A 22,249-nucleotide genomic window follows, 5' to 3' on the forward strand; every position below is an offset into this window, starting at 1 on the left:
TGTTGGGCCGGGATTCAGGGTGCCCTGTCCCTACAACCTTGGTCGAGGGGCACCGATGTTGTGTGTGCAAAGTTCGGAATGACGACGGCCCTGGTCTCGCTAGTGCGCTGTGGTCTCGTCATACAGGGGATCGGGATAGAGGACGCGGACGATCTCACCGATGACTTTGGGGCCATTGTCTCCGTTGGTGAAGATGACGGCTCCGATCTGTTTGCCGGGGACGAAGAAGGCGAGGGTGTGGAAGCCACTGTCGGAGCCGGAGTGGTCGACGATGGTGACGCCGTTGTGATCGAAGACCTGCCAGCCGAGGCCCATGCCGGCGGAGAAGTGGCAGGGCGTGTTGGAGGCTTCGAGCTTGCAGAGGGCTTCGGAGTCCTTCGCGGGGACCCAGTTGCGGCTCATGGTCAGGCGCTGCTTCGCGAGCTCAGGGGTGACGCCATCGTTGTGCATGACGCTGACGACGAATTTGGCGTAGTCGCCGACGGTGGTGCGGACGAGATCGGCGGCGTTCCAGGTGGAGGTGAGCTGGGGCTCGAAGTAGCCGTCCTGGCCCGATGGAAGGTGGCCGTAAGGCGCGGCGATCCTGCCGGTGAACCACGGCTGCGTGGTGTAGGCGGTGTCCTTCATGCCGATGGGGCCGAAGACGTTCTCCTGCGCGAGCTGGTCGAAGGGCTTCTGCAGCTTGTTCTGGGTGAAGCGCGCGACGTAGAAGTAGCCTTCGCCGGAGTAGCCGGTCTGGGTGCCTGGCTCGAACTTGAAGGTGAGGACCTTGTTGGTCATGCGCCGCCAGTTGGCGAAGCCGGTCTGGTGGGTGAGGCAGAGCCGGGGCGTGAGTTCCTTGGTCCAGGGATTGTCCTTGATGTCGGGATCGACCCAGTAGGGAGAGATGGGCTCGTCGAGCGTGAGCTGGTTCTTCGAGGCGAGGCGCAGGATGGTTTCGGCGGTGATTGGCTTGGTGAGCGATGCGATGTTGTAGAGGGTCTGGCCGGTGGCGGGGATGCCTGGGCTTTGTTCGCCGGAGACGACGGTCCAGGCGACCTTGCCATCGGCGATGTAGGCGACGGCGGCGCTGGGGACATTGTTGGCCTTGAGCCATTCAGGAAGGCGTTGCTGGAGCTGGGTGCGAAGGTCTCCGGCGGAGGGAGATGCGGACTGGGCGACGCTGTGAAGTGTCAGCTGGGCAAGAGTCACGAGTGTTGCGATGCCTGCGGTTCTGATGCGCATGAACTTTCCTCTCCGAGGTGCTCCAGCTGATACGCGGAACGGTGGAGGGATGTTCCGGATGTCTGTCATAACACGACGGCTAAGTACCACGGGTAGCAGGTTCCGGGGACGGACGATGCGGGGCCTGGCACAGAATTCGGGGATCTTCATGGGGCTGGCCGTTCATCGGACTTCCATGAGAGAAAGGATTCCCGCAGTGAGTCGATAGGTTAAGGGTGAAAACCTGGCCTATTTCCCGGAAGATATCAGTCGGCTTTGCCGGATTGCTGGCGTTGATGGCTTATCTTGCGTTGATGTCCAGCGTGACGATGCGCAACGTGATGCAGGGAGAAGGTGCGCAGTCCAGGAGTTATGTACCGGCACAGCAGGAGGCGACGAACTTTGAGCGCGACATCCTGAATGCGCGCATCTTTTACATCTATTACGTCACGATCCAAAAGCCTGGAGCGATCGACAAGGGCGAAGAGAGGTTTCGGACAGCTCATCAGGATCTTGCCAAGCTGGCGGAGCTCGTGCAAAGTGAGGCGGCTCTTGCGGAGGTTCGGCCGGCGGTTGCAGAGCTGCAACGGGCGATGACGGCGTATGAGGAGGTTTTGCGGCCGACGCTGGCCATGGTGGCTCGCGGAGAGCGCAGCGGACCCGGTTACGACGCGCAGGTGAAGGAATGGGCTGCCCGGGGTGCGGCATTGATCGCTGCCGCCGAGGCGGTGGAGGGCGAGAGTGCGGGACTCGGGCAGCGGTCGCGCTCCTCCATGGTCGACAGCCTGTCGCACGCGGTTCTATTGGGCGGCGTGAGCTTTACGGTTGGGCTGCTGGTGGCGATTGTCTTTGCGATCTGGCTGACGCGCGGCATCAATGGCAGCCTGAATTCGATCAGCGCGGAGCTTCGGGTGGGCGCCGGCCAGGTCTCGCTGGCGGCTGCGGGCGTCTCGGACGCGAGCCGTGCGCTGGCGCGGGAGACCTCGGAGCAGGCGGCGATGATCGAGGAGACCTCTGCTTCGACGGAAGAGATCAACGCGATGGCGAGGAGGAACGTTACGAGTTCCGGCAATGCTGCGGGGCTGGTGAAGAGCGCAACGGCGAGTTCGGACGAGGCCAGCATGGCGATGCAGGAGTGTGTCGCCGCGATGGACGCGATTGGGCAGTCGAGCCAAAGCATTGCGAAGACGCTGCAGGTGATCGACCAGATTGCGTTCCAGACGAACATCCTGGCGCTGAACGCCGCGGTGGAGGCGGCCCGTGCGGGCGAGGCGGGAAAGGGGTTCGCCGTGGTGGCGGAGGAGGTTCGCAACCTCGCACAGCGCTCGGCGAAGGCGGCGGAGGAGATCTCGGAGCTGACGACGCTTTCGGCGAGCAACTCCCATGTGGGCAGCACGAAGATTGCGGCGTTGGTGGAGTCAGGGCAGAAGGCGAACTCGGCGTTTGCGTCGGTGCGTGGGTTGGTGGAACAGATCTTTCAAGGAAGCACGGAGCAGGGCCGGGGGATCGAGCAGATTGGGCGGGCGATCCAGAAGATGGAAGGCGTGACGCAGAAGAGTGCGGCCAGTGCGGAGGAGAGTGCGGCGGCAGCGACGCAGTTGACGGCGCAGGCAGAGATGCTCGAGGTGCTGGCGGCGCGGCTGGATGAGATGGTGCAGGGGACGCAGGCCGATGGCGGTCAGGTAGGACAGCCGATACGTCGTTCTTTGAGGGCGTTGACTCCGGAACCTAGAATGCGCTGAAGATCGATGCGATAGGCGCGAGCTTTAAGCTCGTCCAGAAGCGATCAGCAACTTCAAGCGGCTGGTAGCGTGACTTCGCGCTCCTCCACCCGCCAGGCGGCGAAGCGCAGGGCCTGAGTGATGTCTTCGCGTTCGAGATAGGGATATTCAACGAGGAGAGCTTCGGGCGAGTGTCCCGCGGCGATCTGTCCGACGATCATGCCGACGGTGACCCGCTGGCCGCGAATGCAGGGGCGACCGCCCATGACCTCGGGATTCTGGGTGATGCGATCGAATGGGGTCATGACGAACCTCCAGAGGTGCCGGTGGGACGTGGGTAGTGTATCGGAACGGGAGTATCGGCGCGGTAGTCGATCAGTGGGGTACGGCAACGATTACAGGGTGACGCATGGAGTGGACGATAGCCGTCTGTGCAGCGCCTTGCCGGAAGGGCTCCGTTGGGCAAACGGTGAAGGTGGCGAAGAGATCGTTGTTTCCAGCGGCACCTGCGCTCTCGGCCCCGTTCTTTAAACGGTCGACAACTCTATCCCACGAAGGATCGTCGAAGCGGTAGTCCGGCATGAACTCGTGGTGCGTTCCGATGTGCCAGATGCGGAGCTGGCCGTCTGCGGAGTAGAACCGGGCGCGGCCGTGGAAGGTCTGGCAGGGTTCGGCGGCGTGGAGGGTGACGGCGAAGAGGCTCAATAGGAGCGCCGCGGTTTTCATGGGGTCGATTGAAACACCAAATTCACAGATTTCCGCGTGGGTACTGGCGAAAAACGCTAAACTGTTAACCGATATGGCTACTAAGAAAGAACTTCTCCAGAAGCAGATTGAGCACATCGATATCACCAAGCACGACGTAGTGGCGCTGGTGGATGCGATGGGTTCGATGGCCTACAGCTCGCGTGATTTGCACCGCGCTGCCACCATTTACGACATGATGCTTCGCGACACGGAGTGCGGCGTCATCCTTTGCCTGGCGGGATCGTTGATCTCGGCGGGGCTGCAGAAGGTCATCGTCGACCTGGTGCGCAACAACATGGTGGACGCGATTGTGTCCACGGGCGCGAACATCGTCGACCAGGACTTCTTCGAGGCGCTGGGCTACCGGCACTACATCGCGGGAGATGAGTACAAGTACGGCGCGGGCGACGCTGATCTTCGCGAGCTGATGATCGACCGCATCTATGACACGTTCATCGACGAGGAAGAGCTGCGCATTTGTGACGACGTCACGCACCAGATCATCGACTCGCTGGAGCCGAAGGCATACAGCTCGCGTGAGCTGATCAAGGCGATGGGCGAGTACCTGGTGAAGAACGGCCGCACGCCGGAGCATGGCAACAACGATTCGATCGTGCTGGCGTGCTACGAGAAGGACGTGCCGATCTTCTGCCCGGCGTTCTCGGACTGCTCGTTTGGCTTCGGAATTGTGGCGCACCAGCATGCTCGCCAGGGCAAGGCGATGGTGTCGATCGACTCCGGCAAGGACTTTTACGAGCTGACGCAGCTGAAGCTGGCCAACCCGACGACGGGCCTGCTGATGATGGGCGGCGGCGTGCCGAAGAACTTCGCGCAGGACATCGTGGTGGCGGCGGACATTTTGGGCGTCGAAGCCTCGATGCACAAGTACGCGATCCAGGTGACGGTGGCGGATGCTCGCGACGGCGCGCTTTCGGGGTCGACGCTGAAGGAAGCTTCGAGCTGGGGCAAGGTCGATCTGACCTTCGAGCAGATGGTGTACGCCGAGGCGACGATGGCGTTCCCGCTGATCGCCGGCTATGCGTGGCACAAGAAGGCGGCGGCGGCGCGCGAAGGCAAGCGCTTTGCGGCAGTGCTGGAGCCGGTTACGGCTTAGGGACGAGGGCCCAGGGTCCAGGGTTCAGGGCCCAGGGTTCAGAGAACGGTGCGGCGGGGCTTTGGCTCCGCCGTTCGTGTGTCTGGGGCTCCGCACTCGAGAGAAAATGCTCGGGACCGATAGTGAAAATGCTCGGGGCTGTAGAGGGGCGAGGTCTTCAGGTCTCGAGGTGCGAGTTGTGGTGCCTGCCAGCGGCCTGGGAGGCTGTGGGGGCTGATTTCGGTTGAGCTGTGAGGGCGAGAGCTTTGAGCCACGAGGGAGTGTTGCTGAGGGGATGGTGCGGATCGCCATCGATCTCTTGCAATGCATCTGAATGGGGTAAGGTTAGGTAGCGATGAGCGAAGTGCGCACCATTCCGACGAGTGTCTCGGCCCTGCTGGGGACGACGGTTGTCGACGCCAGTGGAGTGAAGCTGGGGCGGGTGCGGGATCTTGCCATCGATGTGAACCGGGACGGCACCCAGGTGGCCGCGCTGGTGCTGCGGAACCCGCAGATGGGCGGCAAGGATCTGCTGGTGTGGGTCAGTGACCTGAAGACTCCGGAGGCGTTGGGTGCGGCGCTGGAGGCCACGGTCAAGCCGGAGCTGCTGATTCGTCCGCACGTCTTCCTGCTGCTGGACTATGACCTGCTCGACCAGCAGATCATCGATGTGGATGGCCGCAAGGTGGTTCGCGTGAACGATGTGGACCTGGCGTGGCAGCTGAATGGGGCGACGCGGCTGAGTATCGAGGACGTGGAGGTTGGCAATCGGGGCGCGATCCGGCGGTTGCTCAAGGGGCTTCCGGTCTCGGCGGTGGATGGCTTTACGGGCAAGATGAAGCCGCGGATCATTCCGTGGAACTGCGTGGATCTAATCGAGCGCGATCCGGCGCGGCGGGTGCGGTTGAAGATCGGGCGCGAGCGGCTGGCCAAGCTGCATCCTTCCGACATCGCGGAGATTCTCGAAGAGCTGGCTCCGGCGGAGCGCGAGGCGGTGTTCAGCTCGCTGCCGGAGGAGACGGCGGCGGAGACGCTGGAAGAGTTCGAGCCAAAGATGCAGAAGGAGCTCGTGCAGCGCATGGACTCCGAGCGTGCGGCGGACATCATCGAAGAGATGGACCCGGGCGCGGCGGCCGACCTGCTGAGCGAGCTTTCGGACGAGGAGTCCGAGGCCATTCTCGAGGAGATGGAGCCCGAGGAGCGGCAGGACGTTGAAGAGCTGCTGGAGTTTGAGCAGGACACCGCAGCCGGGCAGATGACGACGGACTTCCTGAGCGTGCCGAACGAGGCGACGGTGGGTGAAGCGATCGAAGCGCTGCGGACGTTCGAAGGCGATGCCGATACGATCACCGAGGTGTACCTGACGGACGCTGACGAGAAGCTGATGGGTGTGGTGATGCTGCCGCGGCTGATTCTGGCGAGGCCGGAGACGAAGTTGTCGACCTTGTGGGAGGGCCATATTGTGAGCTGTCCGCTGAAGGCGAGCCACAAGCAGGTGGCAGAGCTGTTCGACAAGTACAATTTGCGGTCGCTGCCGGTGGTGGATCATAACGGACATCTTGCAGGCGCCATTCACGCGGAGCAGGTGATCGCGCAGCTTCTTGAGGCGTAGGGGCGGCAAAGGCCCGGCCCAAGGACATTGCAGAAATTGAAGATTCTCTACGCAGCTCAGCTCAGCCCCAATGATTCGGCGCAGTATCGCGCGTGGGCTCTGGAGCGGCTGGGACACACGGTCATCACGATCAACGATCTCGTGTACCGGCCGGGGAACGAGCTGCTGCGCAAGATCGTCTTCCGGACGCAGATGGGGCCGTGGGTAGGGAAGCTCAACCGGGACATCCTGGCGATGGCCCGCGAGCACAAGCCTGATGTCTTCTGGGCGGACAAGCTGCTGAGCCTGCAGCCGGCGACGCTGGATGCTCTGCGGGCGATCGGCATCGCGACCGTGAGCTACATGATCGATAACGCGTTCGGGCCGAGGCGGGACCCGGGCTGGCGGCTTTACATGCAGTGCATCCCGCACTTCGACCTGCATGCCACGCAGCGCGACCAGAATGTGCTGGACTACGAGGCGCGTGGGGCGCGGGATGTGATCAAGATTCAGACGGCGTATGAGCCGACCATTCACTTTCCTGCGCCTGCGAGGTGGAACGAGCGCATGCGCGATCGCGGAGTGTCATTCATCGGGACGCCGTATGACCAGCGGGCGGAGTTCCTGACGCGTCTGTGGCGTGAGTATGGTGTGCCGGTGGCGATCTCGGGCAACTGGATGTGGAGGGAGCAGCTCGATCCCGAGGCGCTGGCTGCGTTATTTACGGGAGCGGAGCTGTATGGCATCGACTACCGCGAAGCCATCTGGCGGTCGAAGATCAACCTGAGCTTTCTGACGCACTCGAACCAGGACGAGTTCGTACACAAGAGCTTTGAGATTGCAGCGTGTGGGGGCTTTCTGCTGGCGGAGCGATCCCCAGGGCATCTGGCCAGGTTTGTGGAGGACGAGGAAGCTGTGTTCTTTTCGGACTTCGATGAGTGTCTGGCGAAGATCCGACGTTACCTGCCGGACGTGGAGGCGCGCGAGCGCATCGCACGGGCGGGTTGCGAGCGGGCCCAGCGCAGCGGCTACAGCAACGATGCGCAGGTGGCGTTGATCCTGGATCGCATCTCGCCGCTGGTGGCGAAGACGGGTAGCTTGCGGCCGTAACCAAATGTTCAAACGGGCATGTGGAAAGACGGTCCCGGAGTGTCCCCAGTGGGGGGCGGAGCAGTTAGTCTAGGGGGAGCGTCCTCGCGGCGCATCCTATTCCATTGATTCGGCCCCAAGCGGCATCGCTGGCTGCGGGTCTCCCCAGGAGAGGCGCTTCCATGCAGTTCAGCCGCTCGATGCATCGCTTGTGTCCCACGGTCTCGGCCGCGGCGCGGTCGCGCGTCGGTTCGGGGCTGGCGCAGGAGAGCCGGGTGCGCGTATGAGCTTCTGGAAGCGCTGGCGGATCAGCATCATGCTCTTCTTCGCTGTCCTGGGGCCGGGATTCATCACGGCGAACGTGGACAACGATGCGGGCGGCATCTTCACGTACTCGCAGGCGGGTGCGCAGTATGGCTACCACCTGCTGTGGACGATGCTGCCGATCACGATCGCGCTGATCGTGGTGCAGGAGATGTGCGCGCGCATGGGCGCGGTGACGGGCAAGGGCCTGTCGGACCTGATCCGCGAAGAGTTCGGCCTGCGGCTCACCTTCATCATGATGGTGCTGCTGGTCATTGTGAACTTCACGAACGTGATCGCGGAGTTTGCCGGCATCGCGGAGAGCGCGCAGCTGTTCGCGGTGCCGAAGATCATCAGCGTGCCCGTGTGCGGGTTTGCAGTGTGGCTGCTGGTGGTGAAGGGGAACTACAAGTCGGTCGAGAAGATCTTCCTGGTCGCGAGCCTGCTGTACTTCTCGTACATCATTGCGGGCGTGCTGGCGCATCCGGACTGGAAGCACGCGATGATGCAGACGATCACGCTGCCGCCGCGGTCGATCTGGAAGGACCACAACTACGTCTACATGACGGTGGGTGTGATCGGCACGACGATTACGCCGTGGATGCAGTTCTACCTGCAGTCATCGGTGGTGGAGAAGGGCGTCACGGTGAAGCAGTACAAGGCTTCGCGGCTGGACGTCATCGTGGGCTCGATCTTCACGGACGTGGTGGCGTGGTTCATCATCGTGGCGTGTGCGGGGACGCTGTACGCGCATGGCGTGCGGAACATTGCCAGCGGAGCGGATGCTGCTGCGGCGATGAAGCCCTTTGCAGAGCGGTATGCTCCGATCCTGTTTGCGGCGGGGCTGTTCAACGCGTCATTCTTCGCGGCTTCGATTCTTCCGCTCTCGACGACCTATGCGGTGTGCGAGGGGCTGGGCTTTGAGAGCGGCGTGAACCGGACGTTCAAGCAGGCTCCGTTCTTCTACTGGCTGTACACGCTGCTGATTGTGGCGGGCGGCGCGGTGGTGATCCTGCTGAAGCCGGATGACCAGGTGCCGATCACGATCCTGTCTCAGGTGCTGGACGGTGTGCTGCTGCCGTTCGTGCTGTACTTCATGCTCAAGCTGACCAATAACAAGGAGCTGATGGGCAAGTACACGAACTCGCGGGGGTTCAATGGGATTGCGTGGGCTACGTCGATTATTGTGATGGGACTGACAGCGGTGGGGATGTGGCAGACGTTGTCGTCGCTGAAGCACTGAAAGTAGTAGCGCCGGGATTCTGGCGGATGATAGGAACAGCGTTTATAAGGAGTAATGCGATAGTCCGTCTGGCCCGTCGCTAGTGACCTAGCGTCTTGATTTCGATGACTACATCATTGTCTAGCGTGACCCGCAGACGATAGCGGCCTCTGCCGTGTGGATGGTACTTCCAGACCTCACGCTTTCGCGTTTTAAGCAGGTTGTTGTCCATTGATGAGGGCAGCCCGATAGAGTCCCGTACCTGCTCGGCTGTCTCACCTTGCCAGAGGGTCTTCGACATGATGTGCTGAACTACGGATTCGTCTCCGTACTTCCCGCGCAGATACGCTAGCCGCTTTGCCCGCTTCGCAATTTTGACCCAAACCATGCAGACAATAACCAGAATCGCGGCGACTACGGCGCCGGTGAAACCGAGGCTGTCAACGACCTTCGATACGGCGAGGACGACCGCTCCAATCACTATGAGAACAGCGAGACCGGCGAACTCTTTCCCGACTTTCCGCCTAGCCATTGGCGACCGCCTCAAATGACGATGTGAAGTTGTTCAGCGATTCGAGGAAAGTTATCAAGCGTTGAGGGTTAGAGAAGTGAAACTCTTCCCACAGTCCGCTGTCGTTCTTCAGTGTCACCTGGATGTACTGTGCGATGGGTATTTGGTAGTTGTTCGCAAACCGCTTGTCACGGCTTCCGTCCTTATTGCATTTCGCCCAGGTCTGACCGATAACCTTCGCGTCGGACGGGACGTTGTCTTCCTCTTGAAATTGGACCAGCGATGCTCTCCCCTTCATATCGTGGTATTCGATGAGGGAGAAGGCTTCCCGCGCCGTCCTGTATACGATGAAACCCGGATAGAAGAAGAAGCTGCCGCCCTTGGCATTGCGGATGTGAGGGACTTTCTCATCCCACTCGATTAGGTCACAGCTTGCGAGGTTGAACTTCACTCGCTCGCGTTCAATCCTGGAATTAGCAATCGTGCGTTCGTGATACTGGTCTGTCGCCTGCCTCGTCTTCACATCCCAGATGGAATTGCACTCACAGAGCGCGGAGAAATCGTCCTTGAGCAGGTAGTAAAGGTTTGCCTGTTCCTTCTCTATCTCGATATGTGTCGCGATTGTCGAGAGCCTTAGCTGTTCTTCCAACTCAGTAACCTTATCGGTCGCGGTCCCGGCTTCTGCCCGGCGCTTCTCGAAGGCGGATTTGAATACGCGTTTGAAAAGAAAGCCGGTGTCCCACTTGTCGAAGCGGCTAACCGCTTCAATCTTCTCTGTGAGTGCGGAGTCCAGGTCTCGGCTGATTTCGTCTCGCTGTTTGGAAGCGGTTTGAATCAGGCGCTTGAGGTCCTTCAGCGTCTCGCTGGTGAGCAGCTCTGTGCTCGCGCTGTGGATGTGCTCGACAGGGGCAGTGTTTGTGAATTGCGGTAGGGATTGCTGGGGGAGATTGGAGGGCAAGTCAATCGACGGCCTTCCGTTTGAAGGCAGAGATTCGTGATGACGGTAGGAAATGCCAGTCCCAGGAATCGAAAGCGTCTCGGTGACACCATGAGGGCCGACGTTCAACGTGAGGGGCGAGCCGCCGATGCTGGCACTCAGTCCCCGGCTAGAAAGGCTTAGGCGCAGACCAGGCACAACAGTGAATGACTGACGAAACCGCCAACTCATGAGAAAGCTCCGCTTAGAGTGATGACCGCCATTATCCAATGACGCGACCACTTCGGCCAACAACTTCCTCCGAAAGCATTCTCGACTTTGGTCCTGATAAGTCGGCTTAGCGGAAGTGATTGCTATGCAAGCCCGGGTCCCTTGAGGGACCCGGGGCACCCGGATTGTGCAGGGTGTGGAGTTACTGCGGGAGGAGTTTGCCTTCGGCGAGTTCCTGGATGAGGGTGAGGTCAGCGGCGAGGAAGTCGAAGCCGGGGAGGCTTGTGAGGGGTGTCCATTGCATGGCTTCGAAGATGCGGTTTTCCATCTCGCCGTCCCAGCGGCTGAGGGTGAAGAACTGGATTTCGATCTCGCGGCCGTTGCGGTAGGCGTGGCGGACGGTGGTGACCAGCTCGCCGATGGTGGCGGTGATGCCCAGCTCCTCGGTCAGCTCGCGGACGAGGGCTTCTTCGGGGGTCTCGCCGGGTTCGATCTTGCCGCCGGGGAACTCCCATTTGAGTCCCATGGGCTGTTCTGCCTTGCGCTGGCAGATGAAGACCTCGCGCTCCGCGGCCTGGCCGCGCACGATGATCGCCGCGACGACCCGTCGAAGGGTCTTCGGCGGCGGCCGGCGGTTTCCCTGCAGTTTGCGGATCGACTCCTTCAAGGCTCCTCGAATCAACGGCAACGACCCACCCGTCGCCACGCGGCATATTCGCCGCATGGACAGGAGGGTATCACCCAGCTTCCCATTGACGCGTGCCTCCCGGCAAGCGGCTGTATCGGTTGACGAACCTGGAGGCGCATTGGATTGCCGGGGCGAGCGATAACCGCGGCCCAATTTGTGTCAGAGCGAGGGCTTTACGGAGTCGGGCCAGAAGACGCTCCAGCCGCTTTCGGCGCTGCGGCGCTGGAGTTCGGCGGAGGGGTTTACCGGGAATGGTCCGCGCGCGATCGCCAGCATCGCGTAGTCGTGGACGGAGTTGCCGAAGACGACGTCCGGCGCGGTGATGCCCATCCGCTTGAGCGAGGCGACCTTGCCGGCGTCGGTGGGTACGTCGATGAGGCGGCTGGTGGCGATGGCGGCGTTACCCTCTCCCTCGGTCTCCACGCAGGCGGCGAGGACGCGTTCGGGCGGAATGCCGAAGCGCTTTACGCCTTCTTCGATGACCCAGTCACAGGTGGAGCTGACGGCCCAGATCTCGACGCCGGTGCGCTGCAGGTCGGCGAGGAGGCCGGCCATTTCAGGGAAGATGTTCTTCTCGATTCGTTCGGCGAAGAAGGTGGCGGCGGCGCGGCGCATCTCGGCCACGGGGATACCTTCGTAGACCTGGACCATTTCGCCGCAGATGGCGAGCTCGGAGACCTGGCCGGCGTTGTAGCCGTCATAGCGGCCCTTGAGCCAGGCGGTCTTTTCGGCGCTCAGGAGGCCGTTCTCCATCGTCCACCACATGAAGGTGGAGCCCGCGTCGCCGGACCAGAGGGTGCCGTCGCAGTCGAAGACGGCGAGGCGCGGTTTGAGGGCGTGGACGTTCTGCAGGAAGTCTACGGTGGAGAGGACTTTGGGCTGGCCTGAGGCGATGAGGGACGAGGCGGCGTGTTCGGACAAGGTGCGGAGCTCCTGCGCGGCGATGGGCCGTACGGTGTAGTAGATCAGGTTGGGGCGTTGGCTCCAAGGGGAGTTGGACCGAGCAGGCTGGCCGAAGTCCTCCGACCCCACCTCTGAAGCGAGAGGTGGGCACCTGATTCGTGAGGGAAGGAACGTCCGATCGAGTTTGGAGCTGGGAGTCAGGAGCTGGGAGTTGAGGTTCAGGCGCCAGATCCCAGGGGTCCAGATTCCGGTCGGAGCGGTGGAAGCTGTATGGCGGATTTCAGGGCTGCCTGACCGATGTTGGAGCAGTCTGATAGGCTTTCGAAGCGTAGCGGTGTGAATCCCGCGCTTTGAAGGAACGTCTGCCATGCTGAACCCGAACCGCCTTTTTCCTGCGGCAAGCGCCGCCCGTGCTGTTGCCATCAAGCTGTATGAGACCGTGAAGGACGCGCCGATCCTGAGCCCGCATGGGCACACCGATCCGAGCTGGTTTGCGGAGAATAAGCCCTTCCCGAACCCGGCCAAGCTGTTGATCACGCCGGACCACTACATCTTCCGGATGTTGTACTCGCAGGGCGTGAGCCTGGAGTCGCTGGGTGTGCCGCAGCTGGACGGCAAGGAGTCGGCCGATCCGCGCGAGGTCTGGCGGATCTTCGCGAAGCACTACTACCTGTTCCGTGGCACGCCGACACGGCAGTGGGTGGACTACACGTTCGAGAACGAGTTTGGGCTGACGGATCGGCTGAACGAGCATAACGCCGACGAGTACTACGACATCATCGACCGCAAGCTGCAGACGCCGGAGTTTTTGCCGCGGGCGCTGTTTGAGCGGTTCCGGATCGAGGCACTGGCGACGACGGATGCGGCCTTCGACACGCTGGAGTATCACAAGCAGATTCGCGAGTCGGGCTGGGGCGGGCGGGTGCTGCCGACCTTCCGTCCGGATGCGGTGATCGACGCAGAGTACAGCGGGTTCCAGGACAATCTGAAGAAGCTTGCGGAGTCGGCGAACGAGGATGTGTCGACGTGGAAGGGCTACCTGACCGCGCTTCGCAAGCGGCGGCGGTTCTTTATCGAGAACGGAGCGACGGCGACCGACCATGGTCACTTGACGGCGCTGACGGCTGACCTTTCGCTGCTCGATGCGGAAGCGCTGTACGAGCGGATTTATACCGGCAAGATGAACCCGGGCGATGTGGAGTTGTTCCAGGCGCAGATGCTGACGGAGATGGCTGGCATGAGCGTCGAGGACGGCCTGACGATGCAACTGCATCCGGGGTCGGTGCGCAACCACAACCTGAAGGTCTACGAGAAGTTCGGGCGCGACAAGGGAGCGGATATCCCGAGCCCGACGGAGTATGTGCGCAGCCTGAAGCCGCTGCTGGACAAGTACGGCAACGAACCCAACTTCACGTTCATTGTGTTCACGCTGGATGAGTCGACGTTCTCGCGCGAGCTGGCTCCGCTGGCTGGGCATTATCCGTGCCTGCGGCTGGGTCCACCGTGGTGGTTCCATGACTCGCCCGAGGGCATGATGCGGTTCCGCGAGACGGCGACGGAGACGGCAGGGTTCTACAACACGGTGGGCTTCAACGATGACACGCGGGCGTTCCTGTCGATCCCGGCGCGGCATGATGTGGCTCGCCGCATCGACTGCGCTTTCCTGGGACGGCTGGTGGCGGAGCACTCGATCGATGAGGATGAGGCATTCGAGTTGATCCACGAGCTGACGGTGAACCTGGTGAAGAAGGCGTATAAGCTGTAGCGCTTCGCGGCTAGCAAGTTAGCGGCTTTGCCGTCAGCGCTTCGCGTTAGCGGGCTCGCGGCTGGCGCGTTGTGGAGAGCTAAGAAAGGACCGCCGGTGATCCCGGCGGTCCTTTTGCTTTTCTGGGTTCGCTTAGTGCTTGAGGTACGGCGCGGCGGCGAGGAGCTGCTCTTTGGCATAACCGAGGGCACTTGCGCCTTCGACGGCGCTATCGTCTTCGGGAGCGTAGAGCAGGGACGGCGTGGATGCGGCGAGAGCCGAGGCAGCCATGATCACGCACGCCATCTCTTCCATGGAGCTGCCCCAGACGAACGTGACGACGCTATCGAAGGGCTTTACGCGCGGGGCGAGGTAGGTGAACTCCTCGGCGATCTGGTCCTTGGGGTGGAGGTAGTACTCGAAGCCCGATGCGTGGCCGTTGAGCTGGCAGGGCAGGAAGCCAGTGAAGGTGAAGGGATCGAAGTCGGTGTCGAGGCTGACGGCGAAGCCTGCCGCGGTGATGGCGGTCTGCCACTGCGCGGGCGTGGGCATGGCGGAGCGCTCGAGGAAGACGTAGATCTCCATGGACATGACCTGAGGCTAAATGAATTGCCCGCGGGTCGCCGCGCTATGGGGCCTGGTACAAGCGTACGTAGTCCACCAGCATCTCACCTTGCTTCGGCGTGGTGGCGTCGGTGGGGCCAGCGAACCCCTGCGTGCCGATGGCGAAGTTGAGGATGACGAAGAAGGGATGGTCGTAGACCCAGGTGGCGCCGGTCGGGAGGCTATCGGGCGTGACGACCAGGTAGGGATGCGAAGGGTCGTCGCGGTAGAACTCCATGCGGTTGGGTGACCAGGTCATGCCATAGGTATGAAAGCGGCGATCGTCGATCTTGCCTCCATGAGGAAAGGTGAAGGTGGAGCCGACGCCGTGGGAGCCGGAGTAGCCCGGTCCGTGGACGGTGGAGGAGGTGGCGGTCGCGGTGTAGGACTGCACCCACTCCATGATGTCCTGCTCGCCGCAGCGGGGCCAGGAGGCGGTGGCGTGGTCGTTGCCGAGGAGCCAGAAGGCGGGCCAGAAGCCGTTGCCCGAGGTCATGCGTATGCGGGCTTCGACGCGGCCGTAGAGCAGCTCATGCTTGCCGAAGGAGTTGAGGCGGGCGGAGCTCCAGCCGGCGGAGGAGTGGATGGCACGGATCACCAGGTGACCGTGGCCGTCCTCAAAGGTGTTGGGCTTGCCGGCGCTGCAGGGAGCGGTGGAGCTGCCGGGCAGGCAATAGGTCTGGGCTTCATGGTTGGAACTGGGGCCGGGACCTTGTTCGAAGTTCCAGTCGGTCTGGCTGGGCAGGGAGTGGGCTGGGCCGTTGAACTCGTCGCTCCAGAGGAGCTTGTAGCTGGCCTGTGGGGCGGCGGTGCGAGGTTTGGCGCTCTGACCGGGGACAGGGCTGGCGAGACCGAGCAGGACGAAGAGCAGGGTTTCAAAGGAAAAACGATTGCCTTGAAGCATTGCGGGCCATGCTACCGGGAGGTTTCGATGCGGGCAAGCTGCGAAAGAGCCGGTTGAGAGGCACGTTAGGGGAGGATGGAGCGGCACGGGATCGCGAGGGCGGGAAAAGGAGGATATGCTGATCGGCATGAATATGCTGAATCGTCGCGAAGCTCTGAAGCTCGGCTCGGCTGCTCTTGGAGCGGCGGTTGTCTCCTCTGCGGGTGAGGCCGCCGCGCTGCCGGTGGAACGATCTCCCGAGGTGGCACGGTGGGAGATCTTTCACTACACGGTGCGTGGGCCGGCGGAGGGCAATCCGTTTGTTGACGTCGAGCTCAAGGCCGCCTTCCGGCAGGGGCATCGCGAGGTTGAGGTCACAGGCTTCTACGACGGAGCAGGCGTGTACATGGTCCGCTTCATGCCGGACACGGTGGGCGAGTGGAGTTTCACGACGCGGAGCAACGTGAAGGAGCTCGATGGCCGCAGTGGAACATTTCGAGTGGTGGAGGCAAAGCCCGGCGTGCATGGACCGGTGCGCGTGGCCAATACACATCACTTTGCGTATGAGGACGGAACGCCGTATTTTCCGTTTGGAACAACGAGCTACGCGTGGGTGCACCAGAGCGAGGCTTTGCAGGAAGAGACGCTACACACGCTGAAGGGTGCGCCGTTCAACAAGATTCGGATGTGTGTGTTCCCGAAGCACTATGAATACAACCACAACGAGCCTCCGTTCTATCCGTTCCCGCACACGGGGGCGAAGCCGGGCGATGCTGACTGGAAGAACGACTTTACGCGGTTCAATCCGGAGTTCTTCGAGCACATTGAGCACAGGCTGGCGGATCTGCAGGCGTTGAACATTGAGGCGGACCTGATCCTGTTTCATCCGTACGACCGGTGGGGTTATCAGTCGATGCCTGCCGATGTGGATGATCGCTATCTGCGTTACGTGTTGGCGCGGTTCAGTGCGTTCCGCAACGTGTGGTGGTCGATGGCGAACGAGTATGACCTGATGAAGGCGAAGCGGACGAGCGACTTCGACCGGCTGTTTCACATTGTGGAGATGGAGGATCCGTATGCGCATCTGCGGTCGATTCACTACTCGGTGGTGGCGTATGACTACTCGCGGCCGTGGGTGACGCATGGCTGCATGCAGTCGGCGAAGTTCGATGTGGCGACGCTGTATCTCGCGGACTGGCGGAAGCCGGTGCTGTTTGACGAGGTGCAGTACGAGGGCAATCTGAACAAGCGCTGGGGGAACTTGTCGGGCGATGAGATGACGCGGCGTTTCTGGCTGGGCGTGATCAACGGCTGCTATGTGACGCACGGCGAGACGCTGCTGGATGCTGACTCGGAGATGAGCGAGAACACCACGCCGACGTTGTGGTGGTCGCATGGCGGCACGCTGAAGGGCACGAGCCCGGCGCAGATCGCGTTTCTGCGAAGGCTGGTTGAGGAGAGCGCGAAGAGCAGCGGTGGGGTGGTGGTTCGGGCTGGGCTGGAGGCTGACGCGAAGCCTTACTACCTGAACGCCACGGCTTACGAGCAGGATAAGAAGACCGCGCGCACGATCCTCTACTTCTTCGACGACCATGCGCCGATCTGGTATGAGTTTCCTCTGCCGGCGGGGACGTTCAAGGCGGAGTACATCGATCCCATGGAGATGACGATCACTCCGGTTGGAGGAACGCACACGGGGAAGGCTACGATCCGGCTGAGTGGCAAGCCGTTTCGGGGGATGCGGTTTACGGCGGTCTAGATTGCTTTGTCGAACTGGATGTTTGCAACGGGCGACGGCGCCGCCGGTCGCAGCTTTGCCAGGACGTTGCCGGTCACGTCGGTGCCGCCGCGAAGGTTCTTCGCGAGGACCATGGGCGTGTAAATGAAGCCGAACGGGATTCCCCACCAGCCCGCGACGAGTGTGAGCAGGGTCCAGGGAAGGCCTTGTGTTGTGGCGCTCTCACCCGCGCGAATGAACTGAAGGGGAGCATTGCGTCGAAAGGTCACGAAGACCAGGGACACAACGAACTGGTAGACAACGAAGCGGCCGCCGCGGTTGATCTCGTCCGCGACTTCGGACGCTGGGCGTTTGAACAGGTCTTCGGCTTTCATGCTCTGGGAGCCTTGGCGTGGAATGGTTTTGGGTATCGTAACCCGAAACTGTGCCGCGAGAGTGAACTTACCTCTCGCCCCAGTGGCTGGAGCGGATGGTCGACCAGGTGCGCCATTTGCTGAGCGGGTTGCCGTCGCTGGGTTTTAACGGCGAGCGGACTGCGATGGCGAGGCGCGAGAGGTTCTGGCCGAGGAGGAAGATCATCCAGGCGAGGAGCTTCATGGAGGAGATTATAGGGGCCACAAGTAGCGGGGTAAGCGCAGTGTTGGCGTGCTTGAGGGCTGTTGGGCGGCTCTTGGACCGTTGGATGACTTGATCGCGATAGGATGTTCGCAACTCCACGCCGAGGTGTACGGATGCGCCGTGTTGTTCGAGTGACTACCCGTGTTGCCGGTTGGACGCTGCTGACGCTGGTGGTGGTGTTCCTCGTGCTTTGTACCGTGGGGGAGATTCGGCAGCGGGTGCTGGTGCATCGGGCGAAGGCGCTGATGTTGGATATTCAGTCACTACAGGACCACAAGAGCACGTGGGCGGATGCGCAGCGGCTGATGACGAAGTGGGGGAAGTGGGGGCGGTACGAGGGGAGTTGTACGGCGGTGGACTGCATGTATGTGGTCAAGGTGACGGCATACCCTCCGTACAACGATCAAGGGCCGACGAGACTGGAAATGCTCTGGTTTCGTCTTGAGCTTCTGCGGGTTAGCCCGTTGCAAATCGGCGATGGGCTGATGGAAATGACCGGAATGTTCCTCGTGCAGGATGGTGTGGTTCGGAGGAAAGGATTGGTGCTGTACGCGGAGTCTTCGTCTGTGCGTACCGTCTTGAATCTCTCGAGTCCTGATGAAGGATCATCCCTCGGGTTTATCGTGCAGGTCTCAGAGAGAGGATCGCTGGAGGGGAGGGGTGAAGATGCTTATCAAGCTGCAAGTCACCCGAACATGGCTGTAACCTCGCATCCGTGCGAGGGGTGCGCACACGTAAGGGCCACGTTAGCCTCAGGCAGCGACGCTGATTTCAAGACGATCAGCACGTTCCGCTTCGATTGCTTAACAGGATGGAGCCCGTGTAAGTCGCTGGACCAGTTCGTGCAGAGTGCCGACCTCTGGCGCCATGAAAATCAGTTTGGCTGGGATCTGCCGGGTGACGAGATGTATGAGCAGGATCCAACATCCAAGTGTGATGTTCCGCTAGAGGCTCGTGCGCGCGACGCCAAGAACATAGCCGTCGTTGAGGCGTTGGACGATTCTTCGGCACCTTACCTGAGCAGCGAACTCAACGCTTACTCCACAGGTGTGTTAGTTCGAGCGACTTCCATACTAAGGGAAGCCCGAAGTCTTCAGGGCAGGATCATTCCGCTGAGTACGATAGGGCGGCGGAATACCCGCCAGCCCGGGTTGCCGGTGAGCATGCGGAAAGGCGAACGATACGCTCTGCTCTTCACCGAATGGACATCGAGGCAGGGAAGCTACGGCGAAGGCGACCTGGAGCCGTGCGAAGTGATCCCTTGGAGCGCAGAGGCGGGTGTCTCGATTTCCAAAGGGATGGCGCTCCGTGATCCGATTCGGGGGGCAGAGCCTGCGGCGCTGATCTATGACTTCGTTCGAGACCCACTTTGGTCGGATCACTTCTGAGACACATGCTTCTACAATGGATGTGGTATGAGCCTACTGTTTGCTGCTGGATCGCCTACTACGGAACTTTCTCTGGATGAAACGCGTGCGGCGCTCAACGAAGCGTTTGCGAAGCTGGGTGCGCGGAAGAAGGTGCTTGCGGTTCCGCCGGACTTTACGCGGTTTCACTCCAAGAGCGGTGTGCTGACGGAGATGGCTTGGGAGTACTACGGGGACGCGCTGACCGATGTGTTGCCGGCGCTGGGTACGCATACGGCGATGACCGACGAGCAGCTGACGACGATGTTCGGCGCGGTGCCGAAGTCGCTATTCCGGGTACACAACTGGCGGGATGATATTGTGACGCTCGGCGAGATTCCGAGCGAGTTCATGCTCGAGGTGTCCGAGGGCAAGCTGGACTACACGTGGCCGGCGCAGGTGAACAAGCTGCTCCGCGATGGTGGCTTCGACCTGATTCTTTCCGTGGGGCAGGTGGTGCCGCATGAGGTGGTGGGCATGGCCAACGGGAGCAAGAACATCTTCGTGGGCACGGGCGGCGTGATGGGGATTCATCGTTCGCACTTCCTGGGTGCTGTGTATGGAATGGAGCGCATGATGGGCCGCGCGGACACGCCGGTGCGCCGTGTGCTGGACTATGCGAGCGAGCACTTCGGCGACCAGATGCCACCGATCGTGTACATCCAGACGGTGGTGAACAAGAACGATAAGGGCGAGCTGGTGTTGCGGGGGCTGTACATCGGGGAAGGCACGGAGCCGTTTGAGAAGGCGGCGGCGCTGAGCCTGGAGTGCAACTTCCTGATGATGGATCGCGAGATCAAGAAGGCGGTGGTCTTCCTCGACCCGCATGAGTTCCACTCGACGTGGCTGGGGAACAAGAGTGTGTATCGCACGCGCATGGCGCTGGCGGATGACGCGGAGCTGATCGTGCTGGCGCCGGGCGTGCATGAGTTCGGCGAAGACAAGAAGATCGATGAGCTGATCCGGCGCTATGGGTACTGCGGCACGCCGAAGACGCTGGAGTATGTGAAGACGGATCCGGAGCTGGCGGGGAATTTGTCAGCGGCGGCGCACCTGATTCATGGATCGAGCGAGGGGCGGTTTACGATCCGCTACTGCCCGGGCCACCTGACGCGCGAGGAGATCGAGAGCGTGCACTTCGAGTACGGCGACCTGGCCGAGTACACCGCAAAGTACAACCCCGATGTGCTGAAGGATGGGTGGAACGTGGTGGATGGGGAAGAGATCTTTTATATCTCGAACCCGGGGCTGGGGCTTTGGGCGTATCGGGGACGGTTCAAGGATTAGTGAGTCGAGGGCAGTAAGTAGAGAGTAGAGGGCTGCTTGCTAGCCCACATCTCTTCGAGATATGGGGCACCCGGTTGGTGCTGATCCTATGCGTGGCTACTGCTGGAGGGCGTCGGCGAAGCGGCGCATGAGGCGGACTAAGTCGTCGAGGTCATCGGGTTCCCAGGTTTTGAAGATGACTCGACCGAGGCGTTCGCGGGCGGCGTCTACGAGGTTCGTCATGGCCTTGCCCTTAGGCGTGATGGCGGCTTCACGGACGCGGCGGTCGGACTTGCTGGGCTGGCGTTTGACGAGGCCTAGCTCTTCGAGTTTGGCGACCTGGCGGCTGACGGTGGTGTAGTCGCGGCCGGCGCGGTAGGCGAGATCGACGACGCCGATGGGGCCGAAGCGTTCGACTCCGACAAGCAGGGGAAATAGGGCGCGATCGAGCGGGATGCCTGCTTCGCGGATGAGGACTTCATCGCGCTGAGGCTTGTTCATGGCGCTGACGATGTCGAGTGTGGCGCGGTGCAGCTCGCGCAGCTGGGTGGAAATATGTGTAGTTTGCACGTTTTTTCTTGACGCCATGCAGGGCCTCCGATATATGTGCATTGTACACATATTGACGTGAAGAGGAGACGTGCGATGAAGGCTGCGATTGTTCAGGGAGCGGGGCAGACGCCGGTGTATGGCGAGTTTGCGGAGCCAGTGGTGCGGGAAGGGCAGGAACTCATTACGGTGACGGCGTCGTCGATGAGCCATGTGACGAAGAGCCGGGCGGCTGGGTCGCATTACAGCTCGGCAGGGGAGTATCCCTTCGTGGCAGGGATTGATGGGGTGGGGAGGCTGGCGAGCGGAAAGCGAGTGTATTTCGTGATGCCTCGCGCGCCGTTTGGTGCGATGGCGGAGCGGGTGGTGGTGCGGCCGGAACAGTGCATTGCGCTGCCGGATGAGCTGGATGACGTGACGGCGGCGGCGATTGCGAATCCTGGGATGTCGGCGTGGGCGGCGTATCGGGAGCGGGCGCGGCTGAAGGTTGGAGAGACGGTACTGGTGAATGGAGCGACGGGCACGGCGGGGCGGCTGGCGGTGCAGATTGCGAAGTGGATGGGAGCGAAGAAGGTGATTGCAACGGGGCGTAATGAGGAGGCTCTGCGCGAGGTGGCGGGGTTGGGGGCCGACGTTGTGATTCCGCTATCTGGAGAGCATGGGCATGGGACCCCACCCTTCGACGGTGGGGCTGTCGAAGGATGGGCCACCCAAGGATCGGAGCTGAGTCTGGAGGAGACGCTCAAGGAGCAGTTTGCTGAGGGTGTGGATGTGGTGCTGGACTATCTGTGGGGTGAGAGTGCGCGGACGGTGCTGATTGCTGCGGCCAAGGAGGCTCCAGAGGCGGTGCCGATCCGGTTTGTGCACATCGGGTCGGTGGGTGGGGCGGAGGTGTCGTTGCCGGGTGCGGTGCTTCGGTCGTCGGCGATTGAGCTGATGGGGTGCGGGATTGGGAGTATACCGATGGAGAGGCTGGTGGCTTCGGTGCGTGAGCTGATGCAGGCCGCGGTGCCTGCTGGGCTGAAGATTGCGACGACTCCTTTGCCGCTCTCGAGCGTGGAGCGAGGCTGGCCTTTGGATGACAGCAGGAAGCGGACCGTGTTCCTGATGAGTCCCTCGTAGGGCCGTGGATCGACGGGGGAGCTGCTAATTTTCGACCTGTCTGACTCTCCCATTGCGCGGTCTGACTGCGTGGGCATATTCTGGAGAGCGTTGCTCTCGTGG

General features: G+C 61.7%; 22 protein-coding genes. 10 read left to right on the top strand and 12 right to left on the bottom strand.

The features are described from left to right. Positions 1-99: 99 nt before the first annotated feature. Entirely contained in the window at positions 100-1,224 is a 1,125-nt protein-coding gene (locus C4S68_RS20005) for a serine hydrolase domain-containing protein (protein WP_160115259.1), read from the bottom strand. Between the two features lie 275 nt (positions 1,225-1,499). Here C4S68_RS20005 and C4S68_RS20010 point away from each other — a divergent pair, with 275 nt between their 5' ends. Beyond that, a complete protein-coding gene (locus C4S68_RS20010) occupies positions 1,500-2,945 on the top strand; it encodes a methyl-accepting chemotaxis protein (RefSeq protein WP_103934902.1) in 1,446 nt (481 codons plus the stop codon). A gap of 53 nt (positions 2,946-2,998) precedes the next feature. Here the strand turns inward: C4S68_RS20010 and C4S68_RS20015 are convergent, their stop codons facing one another. Together C4S68_RS20015 and C4S68_RS20020 are read right to left on the bottom strand one after the other, a co-directional pair. Next, positions 2,999-3,229 (bottom strand): DUF433 domain-containing protein, encoded by a 231-nt coding sequence (locus C4S68_RS20015; RefSeq protein ID WP_103934903.1) that lies wholly within the window; start codon positions 3,227-3,229, stop codon positions 2,999-3,001. A 70-nt stretch (positions 3,230-3,299) separates the two neighbouring features. Next, a complete protein-coding gene (locus C4S68_RS20020; RefSeq protein ID WP_103934904.1) occupies positions 3,300-3,650 on the bottom strand; it encodes a hypothetical protein in 351 nt (116 codons plus the stop codon). Between the two features lie 73 nt (positions 3,651-3,723). Here C4S68_RS20020 and C4S68_RS20025 point away from each other — a divergent pair, with 73 nt between their 5' ends. From C4S68_RS20025 to C4S68_RS20040, 4 genes are all read left to right on the top strand, one after another. Further along, positions 3,724-4,785 carry a 1,9-bis(guanidino)-5-aza-nonane synthase gene (locus C4S68_RS20025; RefSeq protein WP_103934905.1) on the top strand — a complete coding sequence of 354 codons (1,062 nt, stop codon included), beginning with the start codon at positions 3,724-3,726 and terminating at the stop codon, positions 4,783-4,785. 334 nt (positions 4,786-5,119) lie between these two features. Beyond that, positions 5,120-6,376, top strand: a complete 1,257-nt coding sequence (locus C4S68_RS20030; protein ID WP_103934906.1) for a magnesium transporter MgtE N-terminal domain-containing protein — start codon at positions 5,120-5,122, stop codon at positions 6,374-6,376. 36 nt (positions 6,377-6,412) lie between these two features. After that, the gene (locus C4S68_RS20035; protein ID WP_103935085.1) at positions 6,413-7,465 is read left to right on the top strand and encodes a CgeB family protein; all 1,053 of its coding nucleotides are present in this window, start codon (positions 6,413-6,415) and stop codon (positions 7,463-7,465) included. Positions 7,466-7,727: 262 nt separating this feature from the next. Continuing rightward, complete coding sequence (locus tag C4S68_RS20040) at positions 7,728-8,990, top strand: Nramp family divalent metal transporter (RefSeq protein ID WP_103934907.1); 1,263 nt, start codon at positions 7,728-7,730, stop codon at positions 8,988-8,990. Positions 8,991-9,069: 79 nt separating this feature from the next. On the opposite strand, the gene C4S68_RS20045 is transcribed toward C4S68_RS20040, so the two are convergent. The 4 genes from C4S68_RS20045 to C4S68_RS20060 form a co-directional block, all read right to left on the bottom strand. Continuing rightward, positions 9,070-9,501: a hypothetical protein gene (locus C4S68_RS20045; RefSeq protein WP_103934908.1), complete on the bottom strand. Its 432-nt coding sequence runs from the start codon at positions 9,499-9,501 to the stop codon at positions 9,070-9,072. Continuing rightward, complete coding sequence (locus tag C4S68_RS20050) at positions 9,494-10,699, bottom strand: DUF4236 domain-containing protein (RefSeq protein ID WP_235011763.1); 1,206 nt, start codon at positions 10,697-10,699, stop codon at positions 9,494-9,496. The genes C4S68_RS20045 and C4S68_RS20050 overlap by 8 nt, the downstream gene beginning before the upstream one ends. A 130-nt stretch (positions 10,700-10,829) precedes the next feature. Further along, the gene (mutT, locus tag C4S68_RS20055; protein ID WP_103934910.1) at positions 10,830-11,294 is read right to left on the bottom strand and encodes an 8-oxo-dGTP diphosphatase MutT; all 465 of its coding nucleotides are present in this window, start codon (positions 11,292-11,294) and stop codon (positions 10,830-10,832) included. Positions 11,295-11,474: 180 nt separating this feature from the next. Next, a complete protein-coding gene (locus tag C4S68_RS20060) occupies positions 11,475-12,236 on the bottom strand; it encodes an HAD family hydrolase (protein ID WP_235011740.1) in 762 nt (253 codons plus the stop codon). 349 nt (positions 12,237-12,585) lie between these two features. On the opposite strand from C4S68_RS20060, the gene uxaC reads away from it, so the two are divergent. Beyond that, on the top strand, positions 12,586-13,983 hold the full coding sequence (gene uxaC, locus C4S68_RS20065; protein ID WP_103934912.1) for a glucuronate isomerase: 1,398 nt from the start codon (positions 12,586-12,588) through the stop codon (positions 13,981-13,983). Between the two features lie 132 nt (positions 13,984-14,115). On the opposite strand, the gene C4S68_RS20070 is transcribed toward uxaC, so the two are convergent. After that, positions 14,116-14,553 carry a hypothetical protein gene (locus tag C4S68_RS20070; protein WP_103934913.1) on the bottom strand — a complete coding sequence of 146 codons (438 nt, stop codon included), beginning with the start codon at positions 14,551-14,553 and terminating at the stop codon, positions 14,116-14,118. A gap of 37 nt (positions 14,554-14,590) precedes the next feature. Continuing rightward, positions 14,591-15,469, bottom strand: a complete 879-nt coding sequence (locus C4S68_RS20075) for a glycoside hydrolase family 16 protein (RefSeq protein ID WP_160115260.1) — start codon at positions 15,467-15,469, stop codon at positions 14,591-14,593. 115 nt (positions 15,470-15,584) lie between these two features. Here C4S68_RS20075 and C4S68_RS20080 point away from each other — a divergent pair, with 115 nt between their 5' ends. After that, positions 15,585-17,207 (top strand): DUF5060 domain-containing protein, encoded by a 1,623-nt coding sequence (locus C4S68_RS20080; protein WP_235011741.1) that lies wholly within the window; start codon positions 15,585-15,587, stop codon positions 17,205-17,207. Here C4S68_RS20080 and C4S68_RS20085 read toward each other — a convergent pair. After that, entirely contained in the window at positions 17,204-17,560 is a 357-nt protein-coding gene (locus C4S68_RS20085) for a hypothetical protein (RefSeq protein WP_200821600.1), read from the bottom strand. The genes C4S68_RS20080 and C4S68_RS20085 overlap by 4 nt on opposite strands. Positions 17,561-17,627: 67 nt before the next feature. Further along, on the bottom strand, positions 17,628-17,783 hold the full coding sequence (locus tag C4S68_RS23310) for a hypothetical protein (RefSeq protein WP_160115261.1): 156 nt from the start codon (positions 17,781-17,783) through the stop codon (positions 17,628-17,630). A 134-nt stretch (positions 17,784-17,917) separates the two neighbouring features. Here C4S68_RS23310 and C4S68_RS20095 point away from each other — a divergent pair, with 134 nt between their 5' ends. Beyond that, a complete protein-coding gene (locus tag C4S68_RS20095) occupies positions 17,918-19,192 on the top strand; it encodes a hypothetical protein (protein ID WP_103934917.1) in 1,275 nt (424 codons plus the stop codon). A gap of 27 nt (positions 19,193-19,219) precedes the next feature. Next, positions 19,220-20,497: a lactate racemase domain-containing protein gene (locus C4S68_RS20100; RefSeq protein WP_103934918.1), complete on the top strand. Its 1,278-nt coding sequence runs from the start codon at positions 19,220-19,222 to the stop codon at positions 20,495-20,497. 96 nt (positions 20,498-20,593) lie between these two features. Here C4S68_RS20100 and C4S68_RS20105 read toward each other — a convergent pair whose 3' ends face one another. After that, positions 20,594-21,046, bottom strand: a complete 453-nt coding sequence (locus tag C4S68_RS20105) for a MarR family winged helix-turn-helix transcriptional regulator (protein ID WP_200821601.1) — start codon at positions 21,044-21,046, stop codon at positions 20,594-20,596. 75 nt (positions 21,047-21,121) lie between these two features. Here C4S68_RS20105 and C4S68_RS20110 point away from each other — a divergent pair, with 75 nt between their 5' ends. After that, positions 21,122-22,147, top strand: coding sequence for a quinone oxidoreductase family protein (locus C4S68_RS20110; protein ID WP_103934920.1), 1,026 nt, complete (start codon positions 21,122-21,124; stop codon positions 22,145-22,147). Positions 22,148-22,249: the final 102 nt, after the last annotated feature.

Source organism: Bryocella elongata (genome assembly GCF_900108185.1).
GTDB classification, from domain to species: Bacteria; Acidobacteriota; Terriglobia; order Terriglobales; family Acidobacteriaceae; genus Granulicella; species Granulicella elongata.

Bases quoted from the DNA above. Each gene is read 5' to 3' on its own strand.
- C4S68_RS20005 (WP_160115259.1), bottom strand. From the start codon at position 1,224: ATGCGCATCAGAACCGCAGGCATCGCAACACTCGTGACTCTTGCCCAG.
- C4S68_RS20010 (WP_103934902.1), top strand. From the start codon at position 1,500: ATGGCTTATCTTGCGTTGATGTCCAGCGTGACGATGCGCAACGTGATG.
- C4S68_RS20015 (WP_103934903.1), bottom strand. From the start codon at position 3,229: ATGACCCCATTCGATCGCATCACCCAGAATCCCGAGGTCATGGGCGGT.
- C4S68_RS20020 (WP_103934904.1), bottom strand. From the start codon at position 3,650: ATGAAAACCGCGGCGCTCCTATTGAGCCTCTTCGCCGTCACCCTCCAC.
- C4S68_RS20025 (WP_103934905.1), top strand. From the start codon at position 3,724: ATGGCTACTAAGAAAGAACTTCTCCAGAAGCAGATTGAGCACATCGAT.
- C4S68_RS20030 (WP_103934906.1), top strand. From the start codon at position 5,120: ATGAGCGAAGTGCGCACCATTCCGACGAGTGTCTCGGCCCTGCTGGGG.
- C4S68_RS20040 (WP_103934907.1), top strand. From the start codon at position 7,728: ATGAGCTTCTGGAAGCGCTGGCGGATCAGCATCATGCTCTTCTTCGCT.
- C4S68_RS20045 (WP_103934908.1), bottom strand. From the start codon at position 9,501: ATGGCTAGGCGGAAAGTCGGGAAAGAGTTCGCCGGTCTCGCTGTTCTC.
- uxaC (WP_103934912.1), top strand. From the start codon at position 12,586: ATGCTGAACCCGAACCGCCTTTTTCCTGCGGCAAGCGCCGCCCGTGCT.
- C4S68_RS20070 (WP_103934913.1), bottom strand. From the start codon at position 14,553: ATGTCCATGGAGATCTACGTCTTCCTCGAGCGCTCCGCCATGCCCACG.
- C4S68_RS20075 (WP_160115260.1), bottom strand. From the start codon at position 15,469: ATGCTTCAAGGCAATCGTTTTTCCTTTGAAACCCTGCTCTTCGTCCTG.
- C4S68_RS20080 (WP_235011741.1), top strand. From the start codon at position 15,585: ATGCTGATCGGCATGAATATGCTGAATCGTCGCGAAGCTCTGAAGCTC.
- C4S68_RS20085 (WP_200821600.1), bottom strand. From the start codon at position 17,560: ATGAAAGCCGAAGACCTGTTCAAACGCCCAGCGTCCGAAGTCGCGGAC.
- C4S68_RS23310 (WP_160115261.1), bottom strand. From the start codon at position 17,783: ATGAAGCTCCTCGCCTGGATGATCTTCCTCCTCGGCCAGAACCTCTCG.
- C4S68_RS20095 (WP_103934917.1), top strand. From the start codon at position 17,918: ATGCGCCGTGTTGTTCGAGTGACTACCCGTGTTGCCGGTTGGACGCTG.
- C4S68_RS20100 (WP_103934918.1), top strand. From the start codon at position 19,220: ATGAGCCTACTGTTTGCTGCTGGATCGCCTACTACGGAACTTTCTCTG.
- C4S68_RS20110 (WP_103934920.1), top strand. From the start codon at position 21,122: ATGAAGGCTGCGATTGTTCAGGGAGCGGGGCAGACGCCGGTGTATGGC.